Source organism: Streptomyces sp. NPDC023573 (assembly GCF_055559735.1).
The window spans coordinates 92,657-110,017 of the sequence record NZ_JBVHKB010000008.1 but is presented as its reverse complement, the minus strand read 5'-3'; the positions used below and the strand labels follow the sequence as shown (position 1 = coordinate 110,017).

Below are 17,361 nucleotides of genomic sequence, written 5' to 3'. Positions count from 1 at the left end.
GGCGGGGGCGGGGCCCTGCGTGGCTCAGCCGGACCGTTTGGGATCAAGATTCGCGAAGCCCTCGGTCGTACCCCGGGTCGCCGGATTCGGCGAGCGGCGGCCACGGTCCTGGGCCTGGTTGCTGTCATCGCCACCGGCGTGGACGGGGGACACCCCCCGGAGGACCCCCCTCTTGCCCCGTGGCCGGACACATCGGTGCTCTGGGCCGGACTGGCACTGTTCACCCTGATCGTGACCGCCACGGTCATCAGGGTCAGGCGCCGGACCACCGGCGCGACCCGGCCCAATAACTCTGAGGAGCCCTTGCCCGGCAGCGTTCCCCACCTCCGGGACCCGTGAAGTCCGCCGGGGACCGCGATCCCCGGCGGTACCACCGGCACCGACCCGTCAGTCCTTCCCGACCGGCGGGTCCTCGTCGTACTGGGACGTGCCCGAGTCCAGCAGGGGTTCCTGGGTCTTGAGGTGCGCGGGGGCGAACGCCCGGAGCGCGTGGTAGCCGGTGATCACGACGAGCGTGCCGAGCGCGATGCCGCTCAGCTCGAAGTTGTCGGTGATCTTCAGACTGACACCGCCGACGCCGATGATGATGCCCGCCGCGGCCGGTACGAGGTTGAGGGGGTTGCGCAGGTCGACCTTGGCGTTCAGCCAGATCTGGGCGCCCAGCAGGCCGATCATGCCGTACAGGATCACGGTGATGCCACCGAGCACCCCGCCGGGGATCGCGGCGACGACCGCGCCGAACTTGGGGCAGAGCCCGAACAGCAGCGCGAAGAACGCCGCCGCCCAGTAGGCCGCGGTGGAGTAGACCCGGGTCGCCGCCATCACACCGATGTTCTCGGAGTACGTGGTGTTGGGCGGACCGCCGACGGCCGTGGACAGCATCGAGGCGGCACCGTCCGCGGCGATCGCGGTGCCCAGCTTGTCGTCGAGCGAGTCGCCGGTCATCTCGCCGACGGCCTTCACATGCCCGGCGTTCTCGGCGATCAGGGCGATGACGACCGGCAGCGCGACCAGGATCGCGGACCACTCGAAGCTCGGCGCGTGGAAGGACGGCAGCCCGATCCAGTCCGCGTCCGCCACGGCCGACAGGTCCAGCCGCCAGTGGTCGACGGCCTCCGCGCCGCCGGCCGGGGAGTGGATCTTCCCGAAGACCAGGTCGAGCACCCAGGACAGCACATAGCCGAAGACGAGCCCGAGGAAGATGGCGATACGCGAGAAGAACCCCCGCAGACAGACCACGGCCAGCCCGGTGAACAGCATCACCAGCAGGGCCGTCCACTGGTCCTGCGGCCAGTACGTCGACGCGGTGACGGGTGCCAAATTGAAGCCGATGAGCATCACGACGGCGCCGGTCACCACCGGAGGCATCGCCGCGTGGATGATCCGCGCGCCGAACCGCTGCACCACGAGCCCCACCAGGAACAGCACGGCACCGACCACCAGGACCGCACCGGTGACGGTGGCACTGCTGCCGCCGCTGGCCCGGATGGTGGCCGCCACGCCCACGAAGGAGAGCGAGCACCCCAGATAGCTGGGCACCCTGCCCTTCGTCGCCAGCAGGAAGATGGCCGTGGCGACACCGGACATCATGATGGCGAGGTTCGGGTCGAGGCCCATCAGAACGGGCGCGACGAAGGACGCGCCGAACATGGCCACCACGTGCTGGGCGCCGAGCCCGAACGTACGGGGCCAGGAGAGCCGCTCGTCGGGGCGCACCACCGCGCCCGGTGCGGGCGTCTTTCCGTCGCCGTGCAAGGTCCAGCGCACGCCGAGGCCCATGGTCGCTCCCTGATTGGTGTGTGCGGTGCGCCCTGGGGGTCCACCCGCGGAAAAGATCAGGGCCATGGTAGTGCCGAGCCGGCGCGGCCTCGCGCTCGGCCCCGCCGCAGGTGGAGGCTGTCGCTCCGCGCCGCCCGGCTGTCAGCCGCCCGCCGGGCTCCTGTCCGGCGCCGGCCGCGTAACGCCGCCCTCCGCGACCTTGCGGTCACCGGCCCGCAGCACCCCGGCCCCCAAAACCAGGCCGAACGCCAGCACCGTGACCAGGCCGAACGACACGAGCAGCGAGGTCGCCTCCGCCAGTGAGCCGATCGCGGACGGGGCGATGAGGCCGGAGGTGTACGTGATGGTGGCGACGCCGGCGATGGCCCGGCTCGGGTTCGTGCCGCTGCGCCCGGCCGCGGCGAACGCCAGCGGTACGACGACCGCCACGCCGAGGCCCAGCAGCCCGAAGCCGGTGAGCGCCAGGGCGGCGCCGGGCGACAGGACCACGAGCAGCCCGCCGACTGTGGCCAGCGCGCCTCCGACCCGTACGGTTCTTACCGCACCGAAACGGTCGACGACCCTGTCGCCGGCGATCCGGGCGATGGCCATCATGAGGGCGAAGGCGGTGGTCGACGCCGCGGCGAGTCCGGCGGAGCTGCCCATGACGTCCCGGAGGTAGACCGCCGACCAGTCCATGCTGGCCCCCTCGGCGAACACCGCGCAGAAGCCCACCGCCCCGATGACCAGCGCCGACTTCGGCGGCAGGGTGAAGCGCGGCGGCGGCTCCTCGTCGGGAGAACTGCGCAGGTCCAGAACCCCCTGGCAGGCGGCCAGACCGAGCGCCGTCAGCACCAGCGCGGCCAGGGTGTGGTGCAGCCGGGCGTCGGCCCCGATGTGCGCCGCGACCGTGCCCGCCGCCGAACCGATCAGGGCGCCCACGCTCCACATGCCGTGCAGCCCGGACATGATCGACTTGTCGAGCCGGTTCTCCACCTCGACGCCCAGCGCGTTCATCGCGACGTCCGACATCCCGGCCGTGGCGCCGTACACGAACAGCGCGAGGCAGAGCGTCAGCAGGTTCGGGGCGAGCGCGGGCAGGATGAGCGCCAGCGTCCACAGCGCCAGCAGCCCCCGCAGAGCCGTCCGTGCTCCGAACCGGTGGCTGACGCTGCCGGCCAGCGGCATGGCCAGCGAGGCTCCGATGGCCGGGAAGGCGAGTGCCAAACCGAGCTGACCCGCACTCACCGAGGCGTGGTCCTGGATCCACGGGACCCGGGTCGCGAAGCTGCCGGTCACCGCCCCGTGCACGGCGAAGACGGCGCCGACCGCGTATCTGGCCCGCCTTATCTGCTCCATGCCGAAGACCGGGACCGCTTGATCCTTTGTCATACGCCGTGCCCTCCCCTGGAAATAGCGGCCCGCCGGTGCCCCCGGCGGCGCGTCTCGCGGTGCGCAGCGTAAACTATCAGGAACCCTGCCTGATAAATAACCCCACGGCGTCGGCCGCTCAGTGATCTGGAAGGATCCCGGCATGCCCGCATCCCCGAGCACCGCCCGGGCCATCAACGACCGGCTCGCCCTGCGACTTCTCCAGCAGGACGGCCCGCTGACGGCTACTCAGCTGAAGACCCTGACCGGCCTGTCCCGCCCCACCGTCGCCGATCTGGTGGACCGGCTCCAGGACGCCGGCCTGGTCAGGGTCGTCGGGGAGAGCGGCTCCGACCGCCGTGGCCCCAACGCCCGGCTGTACGGGATCGTCGCCGACCGCGCGCACCTGGCCGCCCTCGACGTACGCACGGACAGCGTCGCCGTGGCCGTCGCGGACCTGCTCGGCGTCACGCTCGCCGAGGCCACGCTGCCGATCGGCGGCGACACGGGGACGCGGCCCGCCGTCGAGCGTGCCGTGGCGATGCTGGAGCGCACCGCACGTACCGCGGGCACGGCCCCGCTGCACAGCGTCGGCATCGGCGCCCCCGGCCTGATCGACCCGGTCACCGGCGAGCTGAGGAACACCGCCGGACTCCCCGCCTGGCACGGCGGTCTGGTCAGGGAGCTCCAGCAGCGGCTCTCCGCCACCGTCCTCGTGGAGAACGAGACCAACCTCGCCGCCGTCGCGGAACACCGCGACGGAGCCGCCCGGGACCGCGACACCTTCGTGCTGCTCTGGCTGGGCAACGGCATCGGCGCCGCCGTGATGCTGGACGGGAAGCTGCGCCGCGGTGCCTCGGGCGGAGCGGGGGAGATCGGTTTCCTCCCGGTGCCCGGCACATCGGGGGTCCCCTCGGCGGTCAACTGCGACGGAGGCTTTCACTCCCTGGTGGGCTCCGCCGCCGTCTGCCGGCTGGCCGCGGAGCACGGCATCACGACGTGGGGCCCTGTGGAGGACGGCGCGCAGGAGCAGGATCCCGCCGCCGCGTCCGCCGTCCGGGCCGCGCTGCGCGCGGGCGACGGGAAGGCCGAGGCCTTCCTGGCGGCGCTCGCCGACCGCCTCGCACTGGGAGCCGCCGCCGTCGTCTCCGTCCTCGACCCCGGCTGCATCGTCCTGGCCGGCGAGGTCGGCCGCGCCGGCGGCGACGCGCTCGCCGCGCGGGTGGAGGAACGGCTGGCCCGGATGTCACCGCTGCGTACGGAGGTCAGGGCGGGGACGCTCGGCGGCGGCGCGGTCCTGCGCGGAGCACTGTTCGCGGCGCGCGACGCGGCGCAGGACGCGCTGTTCGGCGTGGGGGGATGAACGCCGGGCGGGTGGGGGACACGTCCGGGTCAGACCCGCAACGGGTCCTCAGCTCGGGTGCCCGACGGCCCCCGTCTCCACCAGGAACTCGCTCGGCTCACCCCACCACGACACGTACAGACTGTCCCGCGCGCGGGTGCAGGCGACGAAGAGCAGACAGCGCTCAGCCAGAACGTCGGCCTCGTGCTGAAGCCGGTCCACGTCCGCCGGAGTCACGGCCCTCGGATACGGCAGAGCGCCGCTGCCCACGCCTATGACGGCGACGCACCGGAACTCCAGACCCTTGAACGCGTGCATGGTGCCGACCTGGACGGCGGCCGGGTCGGAGGCGGCATCGCCCCGCAGACGCGCGGCGCGGATCCCCGCCGCCGTGAGCCGTTCGACCGCCTTGTCGCAACTCTTGTTGAACCGGGAGCCGATCCCGATCTCACCCGGCTCGATCCCACTGTCGAGCCACGCTTGCACCCGCGCGACGAGGGCGTCGAGTTCGGCGGCCTCCGAGCTTCCGCCGTACGTCTCGGGTCCGTTGCCGTGCAGGGCCGACCGATAGCCGAGCAGCGTCTCGTTGCGGGCATCGTCCGCCAGTTGCTCGAAGGGCCGGCCGACGAGGAGGGCGGTCGACCAGCTGAGGATCTCGTGGGTCGACCGGTAGTTCTTGCGCATCTTCGTGGACCGACCGGAGACCCGGACGCCGACCGCCTTCAGCGACACCTTCGTGTCGTAGATGCGCTGGTGGGGGTCGCCCGCGATGAAGAGGTCGTCCGGCCGGGCCGGAGCCGCCGCGCGCAGCAGCCGCCACTGGGCGGGGTGCAGATCCTGTGCCTCGTCGACGACCACGTGCCGGAAGCGGGGGCCGACGCTCTCCAGCAGATCGGCGGCTTCCGCACACGTGCCCAGGTAGGTGCGCAGCCCGTCCGCGGTGAGCCGCTCGCGGAACTCCACGATCGTGCGCCAGACGAGCCTGCGGGAGGACGCCGGCAACGCACTGCCGCGCCCCCGCCGCTCACACCCCTCGTACTCCTCCAGGGACCGCAGGTTCTGCGCGAGAACCACGTGCTTGTACTCCTGGGCGAGGAACTGCGCGGTGCCGGTGAAACCGCTCGCCTGTGCTGCCTGCTCCCACCTGGCTTCCTCCTCACCGCCCCGCAACGGCCGCCGTGACGTCGACACGACCCTCCCCGCGAACGCGTCGACGGTCATGATGTCGACGCGGTCACGCAGCACCTCGTCCTCGACCAGTGCGGCCAGCCCGGTTCGCAGCGCGGCCACCAGCGTGTTGGTGTACGTCGTGAGCAGGATCCGGTCCCCGTCGCGCAGATACCCCAGCAGGTGGCGTACCCGGTGCAGGGCGACGACCGTCTTGCCGGTGCCCGGACCGCCGGTGACCTGGGCGGGGCCCGAGTAGGAGGGCCGGTAGGCGACCTTGTGCTGTGACGGGTGGAGGAAGACCCGCCAGGCGGCGAACGGCTTGGCGAGGATCTCGCGGAGCTCCTCGGACGCGGTGACGAGAGCGATACGGGCCCGGGTGCGCCGGATGGCGGTGGCGAAGTCCTCGGTGTCCACGGGCGGGTCGCCGGCGGACACGGCGGACATACTGACGGACACGACGTCGCGCCACACCTCCTCCACGCTGAAGCCCGCCGCCAGGTATTCCAGGACCTCGCGCTGGTCCTGAGGGAAGTACGGGGCGAAGATTTCCAGTTGTTCCGCGTCGGTGAGGGCGCGGGCCTGGCGGAGCGTGGTCCCGTCGATACCGAGTGCCGTCATGTCACCGTCGGACACGTGCGCGAACAGGCGCTGATGGGGAGCCGGGGCGATGCGCTCGTACGCCGGGGTCAGCTCGTCGAGCATCGCGATGTCCCGGATCTCCACGGCCCGGGTCACCGTGTTGATGCTGGCCTTCTGCTTGATCGCCCACGCGATCGCCTTGTCGTGCGGCATCACCCGCAGCAGGACGTAGGTGTCCCCGCTGTCCGGCGCGAGGACGACACCGCGCGTGCCCTGATCGATGCGGATGGTCCTGATGTGCGGGTCGCGGGCCCGCTTGAGCGTTTCCAGCTTCAGCCCCTGGTCCTTGAAGAGCTGGTCCAGGGTGAGACGTTCGAACTTCTCCCAGGCGTCGAACACTCCCTGTTTGACGCTTCCCTGGAGCTTGCTGAGCTGTGCGCAGAAGTCGATGTCGAACGCGAGGTGGGGCATGGGCGGACTCTCCGGGGAAGCGGTTGACGTCGGAGGGGTTGGAGGGTCAGGCGGCCGGTCCGTCGAGATCGAGCTCGATCAGGGCAAGGGCATCGGCGACTTCCTGCGACAGCTCGTCCGCGGGCCCGTAGACCAGACACAGGTCCTCGTGGAGGGGAGCGAGGATCAACTGCGCCTCAGGTGCCTCGCCCTGGGCCAGCAACAGCATGCCGATGTCCCGGCGCAGCTCGACCGCCTCGTCGCTCACGTCTCCGTCTACGGCCCGGACGACGTCCAGGACCGCCCGCAGCGCCACCAGCGCGTCGGTCGCCTGGCCCAGCTCGGCGCGGCACCGAGCAGCCTGGGCCCGGCACGCACGGGCCTGCGCACTGCTGGGGCCACCGGTACGCGCGTACGCGTCGGCCAGGGCGTCGAACTCGGGCAGGGCCGCCCGGTAGTCGCCGCCGAGCAGCTGGATCGCGGCGCGTTGGGTACGGAGCTCCAGTACCTTCCCGCTCTCAGCACCGAGCGCACGCGCGGCCGGCTCGATGACCTCGCTCAGAACCTCGGCGGCCTGGGCGAACCGCTCCTCGTCCAGCAGCGCGTCGGAGTGCGCGTACGCCTCCGCGATCTCCTCGCGCAACTGCGCGGGCACGGCGACGGCGGCCGGCTGTGTGGCCGCCGGATCGACCGTGGTGGGCACGGGCCGCCCTGCACCGGCGCGGGCACGTGGCGCGTACGGCTGACGGAAGATCGCGGTCGGATCCGGCGCTCCCTGCGGTCCTGCCTCACCGGGAGCGGGCCCCGTGCCGGGCGCGGGCAGGAAGTACCGAAGCCGCTCGTACACCTCCTGCACATCGGCGGGTCGCGCCTCCGGAGCCTTGAGTAGCAGGTGCAGGACCAGCGCCTCCAGAGACTCCGGCACATCCGGTCGCAACAGGCGCAACGGGGTCGGAGCGGCGTTCACATGCTGGTACATCACCAGGTACTCGCTGTCGGCGGTGAACAGGGCCCGTCCGCTGAGCAGTTCGTACAACACGCAGCCCAGCGCGTACAGATCGGTCTGAGGACTGATGCGCCCGCCGCGGACCTGCTCCGGTGCCATGTACTGGTAGGTGCCGATGGGGCTGCCGGTCGCGGTGAGCTTGGTGACGTCCGTGCGCAGGATCGCCGCGATTCCGAAGTCGAGGACCTTCACCGTCCCGTCCCGGGCGACCAGGATGTTGGACGGCTTGAGGTCGCGGTGGATCACCGGCACGTCGTGGGCGTGTGACAGCACGGTGGCGACCTGCGCGGCGACGGCGACCGCCCAGCTGACGGGCAGCGGATGATCCGGGTGGATGTACGCGGACAGGGGGATGCCGTCGACGAGCTCCATGACGAGGAAGAGCCGCTCGAAGGTGTCGTCCAGCACCGCGTCGTACACCTGCGGCACGCCGGGGTGCTGGATGCGCGCGGTGATGCGCGCCTCGCGCTTGAACCGCTTGGCGAACTCCTCGGCCAGCTGCGGTGAACCGGCGACGGCCTGCCGCCGGACCACCTTCACGGCGACGGGCCGGTCCAGCACGGCGTCGAAACCACGCCATACGTCTCCCATACCGCCGCTGTTGAGCTCCTCCAGGAGCTCGTACCGTCCGGCGATCGGTTGGTCCGGCACCTTGCCCCCGTGTGTGCGTGTACTGAGGGCCGACGCGTGTTGGCGCGTGGACCCGACGTGGTGGGGCCAAGTCTCTCCGTGCGGCAATCTCCAGTCCAGCGAAGCTGGGGGAGCGAGTGAGGGGGCGTCACTTTCCGGTCACCGGAGGCGGATCGCCGGGCGCGCTCCGTTCCGGTCCGCTGAGGCCGGCACCGCATCTCGCGTTACAGCTGCCTCGTGATCATCCGAACGTGCTTCGTGAGTCTGGGGCCCGCAAGTTCATACGATTCGTAGCCCGATTGTCAAGTTCCCTATTCAGGTTGAATCTCTTTTCGGGTAGTGGGGGCCTCGGAGAGTGTCTGGAAGATTTTTTCAAGGTCTCCAGCGGTTTTTGCACAGAACCCCTGGTCGGACTGTCTGATCAAGTCCATTGCCTGGTTGAAGTTCTGACCATCAGGCCCGGCCTCCTGGATCAATCGCGAGGGGACGATCATCCAGTTCCTGGTCGACTTGAACGTCCACTCGACCTGCTTTGGGGTTTCTCGAACGGCCGATTCGAAGATCTTTTTCAACTGTTCATCAGGTTCGGCATAGCGCCACCCAATAAATGCTACTTGAAGGTATCCATAGACGGGGTGACGCTCTGTCGGCGACCTGAACCACACCACGTCACCGAATCGACTCAGTACCTGTTTTGCCCGCTCGTTGCGCTTCATGTCTGCCTTACCTGCAGTCCTCAACGCCGACCCCACGGGGGCGGCATCTTGTAATCTCCATTATTTCGAATTATTTTCTCCCCGTCGTTTGTCAGTCGCAGCGCTCGTTCGTAATCCCCAAGGGGGATAGGGTTGTTGCTGAGGGTTGGGTCGTAGATATAACGTCCGTCTGTGTATACCTCATGGAAGAGGTAGTCCTCGATATTGGCGCCGCCGCGTTCAGGGATCCTGATGTCGCTGCCTGAGTAAGTTGTGTAGTGCACTATCCTGCCTTCGCCATCTGCTCTTCGAGATATGAAGGAAGCGATATCAGAGCAGTCGATCTCCGGGCCACTGGGTGCCGCTCTCATTGCGTCGGTGAGGTTTCCGCTGGGTGGGTGGGAAGGATTTGGTTCTCGGAAGTCGTAAGGCCCACGAGGGCATGGTGACAGCCCTAGAGGGTCTGTCCACGTATGGGGATTGTGAACGTAGGTGCTGGGGTTTGGTGCAGGCGACAGACCGAGTGGATCAGCGCTGAAGTACCGCGCTGTCTCGGGATCATAATAGCGGTGGAAATTATAGTGCAGCCCTGTTTCCGAGTCGAAGTATTGGCCCGGGAAGCGCAGCGGCATGTATGAGGTGCTGGAGGCTGCCCAGGTGGTCGCTCCCCACAGGGTGGCACGCGTCCGCCATGCGATACACCCTTGCTCGTCGATGAGTTCGCTCGGCGTGCCGACAAGGTCGGTGACGATTGCGAAGAAGCGCTCGTTTATCTCGCTCTGAGGTGTGTCCTTGTTCAGTATGCGTTCCGTCTGGGCAACTGGACGCGTGTCGTGATAGTCCCAGGTCAGCGCGACTGGGTGAGGGAGTGTCGCAGAGTGTGTCACCTGCTCGCACAAAATGGGGCCGTCCCAGGTGAACTCCACCCTTTCCGCTATGCCGTCAGAGGTAAACCGCTGTTTTCCTACACGTCGCCCCAGAGGGTCATAGAGGTAGCGCCAAAGAGTTCCGTCAGGGGTTGCCACGGCGGCGAGGCGGTCTTCGGTGCCCCACTGGAAGCGCCAGATATCCGGTTTGCGGGAAATTCGCTGCTTTCTGCGCAACACAACGCGTCCTTGTGCGTCGTGCTCATAGGTAACATTTCCTGCCCGTGTGATGCGAGTACCGCTGTAGGCGCGAGGCCCTGTGGCTTCCTGCCCGGGATGCGAGGTTGGCCAGACCGCACTGATCTGGTTACCCACATCGTCATACGCGTACCGTTCTGTCCACGTGCCCGCGAGTACCGTGGTCACCCGGCCCGCAATGTCGAGGCCGAAGGTGCGGGTGCCGTTGAGATCGTCGTACACACTCGTAAGATGCCCATCGGTGCGATAGCCGTAAGCGCGGCGCTGGATGAAATTGCCTTCTGGGCCAGTCACGGATTGGCTGGTGACTCGACCTGTAATGTCGAAGGCATTCTGCAGGGATAGTGATGTGCCGACCCGCCGGACGAGTTCCTGACCAGCTGAATCATATTCGAACTGAAACGTGCGTCCTGCAGTAGTCAGTTCACTGCAACGGCTGGATAGGTCATAATTCCACGTACTGATCGCACCGCTCGGTGTGACACGTCCTGTTCTGCGGCCGAGATCGTCGTAAGTAAACTCAAGTGTCCTGCCGTTGACAGTTTCTGACTTTAGTCGGCCATATCGATCACGCAGTCGCATCAATGTCGCATCTGGGCTGGTAGCCAAAGCGAGTTCATCAAATATGTCGTATTCGAATGTGGTGACTGCGTCAGGTGCCGTCTTGCGGAGCACTTGGCCAAGCGCGTTGCGCTCGTACTCCACAGTCTGACCAATACCATCGGTACGTAATTTGAGATGGCCTGCGTGGTCGTACGTGTAACTCAGCGTGCGGTTATCGAAGTCAGTCTCGCCCACGAGCCGGCCGGCCGGGTCGTAGTCGTAAGTCCAGGACTGCCCGTGTGGGTTGGTAACCCGTGTCAGACGAAGCCCGGCGTCGTGACTGAACTCGAATCTGACACCATCCGGACCGGTTCGGGCCACCTGCAGATCGAAGTCCGTGTATTCGAAATGGGTTGTCTCGTCGGTCGACGTGGTGTGAGAAATGCAGTTGTTCTCGCCATCGTATATCCAGGACTGAGTGCTATTGTCCGGGGCGACGTGGCGGGCAAGCTTCCCCTCGACTGTCCATTCAAAGCGGGTGATTGCGCCGAGAGAGTCGGTGACTGCGGACAGGCGGCCGAAGGCGTCTCGGACGTATCGGATCCTGGCGCCTGCCCCATCGGTGAACTCAACGGGAAGCCCAGCGGGGTTGCAGCGGATCCACGAGGTGCAGCCTAGGGCATCCGTTGCAGATATGAGATGACCCGAGTCGTTGTATGAGAACCGGGTCGTCGAGCCTGCAGAATCTGTTGTCGAGACACGATTTCCCCGTGCATCGTAGGCATGACGCAGAACGGTGCCGTCTGTTCGACGTACAAGAACGGGCAGGCTCAGTGCGTTCAACTCCACCGTTGTCCTGCGCCCGTCAGGTCGCTCCAGGGCAACAGGCCGACCTTGCGCGTCGTATGAGTAACGGGTGACGAGTCCGAGTGGGTCGGTGACGGACAGCAGTCGGTGGTATCGGTCGTGTTCGTAGCGGGTGACCGCGCCGAGAGCGTTGACCTTGGCGACGACCTGCGCGCGGTCGTTGATCACATACCGGGTGGTGTGGCCAAAGCTGTCCGTCATGGATGTCATGCGCAGACCGGTGTCGGGGTCGGTGTTGTCCCAGGCAAAGTGGGCCTCGAGGTGACCATTGGTGCCGGTCTGGTAGACGCAGCGGTCGTGTTCGTCGTAGACGTACTCGTACCGGCTGCCGTTGGTGTCCGTCCACGCTGTTATGCGACCCAGTTCGTCGCAGTCGAAGCGTAGGGGCTTGCCCGATGAGTTGGTGACTGCGGTGAGGTGACCGTCGGTGTAGCCGTAGCGGAGGATCTCCTGGTCGGTGCCGTCAGGGGCGGCGCCTGCCAAGTGCAGGGCGGTGACCCTGCCTTCGTGCGTGGTCAGTTTCAGGTGGTAGCCGCCGTGGTGCACGATCGAGGTCGGAGCGCCTGTCTCGTCGTGCTCGAAGGCGATCCAGCGGCCGTTTCGGTCGTCGATCTGGGCCAGGAGCGCCAGATCCCCGGTGGGCTGGTCGACGAAGTGTCGGACCTGGCCGGTTTCCGGGTCGGTGATGGTGTAGCCGTCACTCACCCGGTCCAGAGGCCAGCGTCGGCCGTGCGTGGGCATGACGGGCGCGCCGGGCGCCGGGTGCGGGTAGGCGAGGAGGCTGCCCTCGTTGCAGCTGAAGACCACACCTTCCGCGTCGATCTCCAGGCGCTGGTCGACCGTGCTCGACCAGCCGGTGCCGAACCAGCGGCCGGCGCGGTGCGAGGAGTCGAAGACGCGCTCGAAGACCAGGGGCAGCGATCCCGGCAGCACGATGTCCGTCTGGGGGAGCAGCATGCGCCCGGTGGCGACGTCGATGGGGTCCCCATTGCACTTGACCTTGCTGCATTGCTGCCCATTGGAGTCGGGGTTCCCCTCGTGGCCTTGGCGGTTAGGGCCCCTGGGGGATTCGGGGAGGTCCTTCATCCCGGCCCGCAGGCCGCCCTTGATGAGTCCCCCACCCTTGGTGCCGAGCAGCTCAGGCAGGAGCCGGCCGATGAATTCCGAGGGGTCTCCCTTGGCCGCGTCCCAGGCGTTCTTCAGTGCGCGGTCGGGGTTGGCGGCGGTGGAGACGAGGCCGGCGAGCGTCATGTTGACGCCCTTGTAGTACTCGGCCGGGTGTGTCAGGTTGTACGGGTCGGTCGGGTTGACCGAGCGGACGAAGTTCACCAGTCCCGCGGAGGCCTTTATGGCACCGCCGCCGACATGCGCCAGCTCGATGGACTGGCCGATTCCGTAGTCGATGAGTTCCTGCTTGGCCCGGTCCAGGCCGGTGGGCTCTTTCGGAGCGTGGGCCATCGCTGCCGTGATCGCGCCCTTGGCCGTTTCGGCTGCGTCGTTACGTGCCTGCCGGGCGCGCTGAAGGATCTCCTGAGCGTGCCGGCGCTTGGCCGTGCCCGGGTCGGAGAAGGTGCCGGGGTGCGGGAGGGGGTGGTCGGTGTTGCGGACCGCGTTGTACGCCTCCGCCTTCTCCTTGAAAGCGGCAGCAGCAGTCTCGTAGTCCTGCTTGCCCTCCTTGTAGAGGGCGATCGCCTCACCGGCCTTGGCCTGCGCGCTGGTGACCGTCCCGGCGTACGTCTCCAGAGCCTTGGCCGCGTCCTCGAACGCGTTCGCCGCGCGCAGCCAGTCGGTGGGCAGCGTCTGGAACTTGGCGCGGAAGGCGTCGGCGGCCTCGCCCTTCCAGTGGCCGGAGTCGAGCTTCTTCATCCCGCCGCCGACGAGATCGAACGCCTTCTGGAAGTCGCGGAGGTTCTTCACCGCCGCGCTGATCTTCTCCGGCGTGCCATGGATCAGCTCGTTCGCTTCCTCGGTCTGACCGAGTTGCTGCTCCCCGACATCCGCACCCAGCGAGGACGCCGTCTCATCGCCCCAGTCCTCGACGTTGTCGGCCCACTCATCGGCACCGACCTTCTCCAGCCCCGAGCCGACGATGTCGGTGCCCTTGTCGATGCCCTCGCCGACGACCTCCTTGCCCTTGTCAACGAGATTGCCCGCACCGTCGTAAAGGGCGTCGCCCCACTTCCCCCAGTCGACCATCAGCGACTCTCCCCCCACCGCGGCTGGTCAGCCTGGTCGATCGTCTCCTGCGAAGGATCCAGGTGCTCCTTCAGCCGCTCATCCACCTCCGAACGCAACGACGGGTCCACCATCCCGTTGCGCTCCATGGAGTCGAGCGCGGCGTCCTCCACGTCGTAGGCGGTGTCCTTCCAGGTCTGGTTCACCTCGTCCTGGGCCTGGCTCATCGACTCCAAGCTCCAGTCCGGGTTGTCGTACGCGGACTGGGTGCTGATCGCGTCCCAGCTCATGCCCTTGACCTCGTCCTCGGTCGCATGCGGATTCCCGTTCAGGGAGTTCACACCGATCTTGATCGAGTCCTTGACGTACTGCTCCTGCTCCGCATACGAACCCGCCGACAGCCCCACCCCCAGGGCGAAGCCGTTCCCCTTCTGCGTCAGGGCCCGCACACCCCACTCCCAGCGGTTGCAGAACGTCTCGAACTCCGACGTCAGCCCGCCATGCCCCAACTCCAGGCCCGACAACGCCAGACCCGAGAACCCTCGGCCCGTCGACGCCTCCCCGATCATGCCGAGCTCCTTCAGCTCCGCATGCGCCAGATCGATCCCCTTCGCGATCTCCGCCAACGCCTCCGGCGGCACCTGAAGATTCGCGTTCTCCCCGCTCACTGCATCCCCCCGAGATCCACCGCGACCGCGTCGGGCACGATGCCCGCCACCGGCGGGAACAACATCCCGTCCGCACTACCCGCATCCAGCGCCACCCCCGCCGGCCCCGGCAACAACGGCACCATCACATCCAGCAACCGCGCCCCCAGAACGGCCTGATACGTCCACTCCCGCCCGGCCTCCCCACGAGCCAACGCGAATCGGGCCAACGCCTCCTCGTCCGAGAAGGCACAGATCCAGCGCACACCGTTCTGCTCCGCCGACCACAGATCCCCGGCCTCATCCAGCGGCACCAGCACCGCCGTACGCCGGAATTCACCCAGCAGCACTGCAAACTCGCGGCGGGCCGTACGCAACTGCTCCTGGCCGTCCTCCACCGACGTCGCAGCGGGTGCCCGCTCGGGCGGCGGCGGCCCCGAAAGATCGTCCAAGTCCGCCAGCCGTGATCGTCGGCGCTGCTGCTCCGGTATCCCGTCCCCACCCGTGGTCATGCGTGGGATCATCACACGCACCGATTTTCGAGTGCAACGTAAATCGCCTACTGGCCGGAATTCTGCTGCCTGGGGCACGGGGCGACTTCCAGGACCGCCCATACCGTCTTGCCTGGACCGTCAGCGCAGGGATACCAGCCCCAGCGGTCGGCCAGGGCGGCGACCAACAGGAGGCCACGGCCGCCCTCCTGATCGAGTGAGGCCGGGTTCGCCGGGGTGGGAAGGCGCTCGCCCCGGGTGTCGGTGACCTCGACACGGATGGCCGTGCCCTCGGCGGACAGGCGGAGCCGGAAGTCGCGTCCGGATACGTGACCGTGGCGTACGGCGTTGCTGCTGAGCTCGGCGACGATCAGCAGCAACGCATCGTGTGCGTCGCTCCCGTACGGGACACCCCAGGCGTCGAGGCGCTCGCCGGCCAGGCGCCGGGCGAGCCGGGCTCCCCGCGGCGTGGAGCTGAAACGCATCGTGAAGTGGTGCCAGGGGAATCGGGTGCGCGGGGCGCGCATCGGTCGTAGGGGGAGGAGCGGCTGCTTGTCGGTCATTGCTCCACGGTGACGAACCATGACCGCACGTCACCAGAGGTTACGCGCTGTCATGGTTCGGATGTACGCGGCCCGAACCAGCCCGTACGCAGAAAGGGCAGGCATGATGCCCGAGGCAGCCGCTCTGGGTCCTACCCTGCGCTTGAGGTCTCGGCCTCGGACCCGGTCGGATCCGCCGAGCTGGCATCGGTGCTGCCGCTCTCGCCGTCCGCCTCGATGGCCGTAAGGCGATGCTGTCGCAGTGCGTCGCGTTCCGCGTCCGGGATCGCCATCGACTCGGCGAGCACGCCGGCCAACGCGTCCACCCGCGTGCCGACCGTGTCGGCGTGGAAGAGCCAACGGATGTTCTCGTCGCGCGTGATGAGGTCGACGGCCCGACGCGCGCCCTTGTCCTGGACGGTTCCTGCACGGACGTATCGCACCTGGTCGATCGGGATGTCCGCGCGGATCTCGGCTTGTTCGAGAAACGCGCCGGCCTTGGCCGTGATGATGCGGCGATCCGTGATGGCGACCAGGGTGCTCGCAGCTGCCTTGTCCCGTGCGGCTGCCAACTTCTCCTTCGCCCCGCTGAAGATCGCGGACACGGGGCCGAGAGCGTCGAGCTGATCGGCGAGGCCGAGGACGCGGAGGGCCTCGCCGTCATCGAGGAGCCATCGCAGGATGCGGAGGTACGGATCGAGAACCTGCGACTCGGGTGCGCAGACGACGCCCGGAGCGACGAGGGGCGGGGCCGGCGGGCGGAGAGCATCGGCAAGAGGCACGATCGCCTCCAGCAGGCGGGCAGCGGTCTGACGGGCTGCCTTCGAGTCCTTCCGCTTCCCGGGCAGGGGCAACGTGTCGCGTCCGGGGAGCTCGGCGATGATGCGTAGTTCGCGAGTGAGGGAGGCGATGAGGCTTGTCGACTCGGCGAGGGACGAGTCGAACTCCGCTCGGGTGTCGCGCGCGATGACCTCGGCGTACTGAGCCTCGGCCGCGTCTTCGCGCCCGGCAGCTCGCGACCTCGCGGCGCGCAGCGCGTGATAGCCGGTCCATGCCTTGAGGGCGGACAGGAGGGCATAGGCGTCGAAGGCGATCGCCTCGGCGTTCGTCTGCAGGTACTCGTGGTGGCTGCGTGCGTCGGCCCGGTCGATCTGCTTCACGTGGTCGCCGACATGCCCTCGGTAGAGCTCAAGCTGCTTCTGCAGCAACGCTCCACTGCCCGCGACGTCGTCCCACAGGGACGTCGGCACCGACTCGATCTCTCGCGCCTGGTCGACCGCCCGGTCGATGGCGGCGACGAGCCCGGTCAGTTCGGCCCACTGATCCTTACGGATGGCGGTGAGGACCTGGCTCGTCACCGCGAGGTTGGTCCTGACGAGGCCGGAGACCTCGCTCAGCATCATCTGAAGAGCGATCATGGCCAGCCCCGGCCCGATCGAGGCCGCGCCCTGTGCCTTGCTCACCGCGTTCACGGGGTAGAGACGAGCCTGGCGCAGGATGTGGCCAGGAAGCATCACCGTTCCGATGTTCGCGCCGTCCTTGACGGCGAGCTTCGCACCGCTGTTCAGCAGGGCCTGTGTCGCGTGACCGAGCCTGTAGAGCCCCTGCACGCTCGCGAAGGCGTTTCCGAGGTTGCCGGCCACGGTTGCCGCGTTCCCGAGCGAGGCGAGGACTGCGGAGATCTGCCTGCGGTCGGCAGCCGGCACGATGCCGAAGTCGATCAGATCGGGCTTGAGCTCCGCCGGGATTTCACCACAGACGACTGCCACACCGGGGAGCACCTCCGCGATGACCGTCGACGTGGGTGACGAATCGACGCCCGGGCTCGGTGCCGGACCGTCCGTCCCGGGTGAGTCGGCGGAATCAGCCCGGCCGCCCCCCTCGGGCTCGGGTATCTCCGTCGAGTCCGAAGGGCCCTGCATGCGATCTCCTCCTGCGGGGACGCCCAACGACCAGACGTCGTCGGCGTTC

11 protein-coding genes are annotated in these 17,361 nt (G+C 68.0%); 1 reads left to right on the top strand and 10 read right to left on the bottom strand.

Annotation, left to right across the window (positions count from 1 at the left end; translation table 11 throughout):
* Positions 1-387: 387 nt before the first annotated feature.
* Together ACZ32T_RS25065 and ACZ32T_RS25060 are read right to left on the bottom strand one after the other, a co-directional pair.
* Complete coding sequence (locus ACZ32T_RS25065) at positions 388-1,779, bottom strand: uracil-xanthine permease family protein (RefSeq protein ID WP_467264920.1); 1,392 nt, start codon at positions 1,777-1,779, stop codon at positions 388-390.
* A gap of 141 nt (positions 1,780-1,920) precedes the next feature.
* Positions 1,921-3,150, bottom strand: coding sequence for an MFS transporter (locus ACZ32T_RS25060; RefSeq protein WP_467264922.1), 1,230 nt, complete (start codon positions 3,148-3,150; stop codon positions 1,921-1,923).
* A 142-nt stretch (positions 3,151-3,292) separates the two neighbouring features.
* Here ACZ32T_RS25060 and ACZ32T_RS25055 point away from each other — a divergent pair, with 142 nt between their 5' ends.
* On the top strand, positions 3,293-4,492 hold the full coding sequence (locus ACZ32T_RS25055; protein WP_467369144.1) for an ROK family transcriptional regulator: 1,200 nt from the start codon (positions 3,293-3,295) through the stop codon (positions 4,490-4,492).
* A gap of 48 nt (positions 4,493-4,540) precedes the next feature.
* Here the strand turns inward: ACZ32T_RS25055 and ACZ32T_RS25050 are convergent, their stop codons facing one another.
* From ACZ32T_RS25050 to ACZ32T_RS25015, 8 genes are all read right to left on the bottom strand, one after another.
* Entirely contained in the window at positions 4,541-6,691 is a 2,151-nt protein-coding gene (locus ACZ32T_RS25050) for a UvrD-helicase domain-containing protein (protein ID WP_467369141.1), read from the bottom strand.
* Between the two features lie 46 nt (positions 6,692-6,737).
* On the bottom strand, positions 6,738-8,267 hold the full coding sequence (locus ACZ32T_RS25045; protein WP_467369367.1) for a serine/threonine-protein kinase: 1,530 nt from the start codon (positions 8,265-8,267) through the stop codon (positions 6,738-6,740).
* Positions 8,268-8,617: 350 nt separating this feature from the next.
* Positions 8,618-9,022, bottom strand: a complete 405-nt coding sequence (locus ACZ32T_RS25040; protein WP_467369139.1) for a hypothetical protein — start codon at positions 9,020-9,022, stop codon at positions 8,618-8,620.
* 20 nt (positions 9,023-9,042) lie between these two features.
* A complete protein-coding gene (locus tag ACZ32T_RS25035) occupies positions 9,043-13,731 on the bottom strand; it encodes a putative T7SS-secreted protein (RefSeq protein ID WP_467369137.1) in 4,689 nt (1,562 codons plus the stop codon).
* Positions 13,731-14,378, bottom strand: a complete 648-nt coding sequence (locus tag ACZ32T_RS25030; RefSeq protein ID WP_467369135.1) for a hypothetical protein — start codon at positions 14,376-14,378, stop codon at positions 13,731-13,733. Before ACZ32T_RS25030 ends, ACZ32T_RS25035 begins: the two co-directional genes overlap by 1 nt.
* On the bottom strand, positions 14,375-14,869 hold the full coding sequence (locus tag ACZ32T_RS25025; RefSeq protein WP_467369133.1) for an SseB family protein: 495 nt from the start codon (positions 14,867-14,869) through the stop codon (positions 14,375-14,377). Before ACZ32T_RS25025 ends, ACZ32T_RS25030 begins: the two co-directional genes overlap by 4 nt.
* Positions 14,870-14,916: 47 nt before the next feature.
* Complete coding sequence (locus ACZ32T_RS25020; RefSeq protein WP_467369131.1) at positions 14,917-15,411, bottom strand: ATP-binding protein; 495 nt, start codon at positions 15,409-15,411, stop codon at positions 14,917-14,919.
* Positions 15,412-15,542: 131 nt separating this feature from the next.
* Positions 15,543-17,312, bottom strand: a complete 1,770-nt coding sequence (locus tag ACZ32T_RS25015) for a hypothetical protein (protein WP_467369130.1) — start codon at positions 17,310-17,312, stop codon at positions 15,543-15,545.
* Positions 17,313-17,361 lie beyond the last annotated feature (49 nt).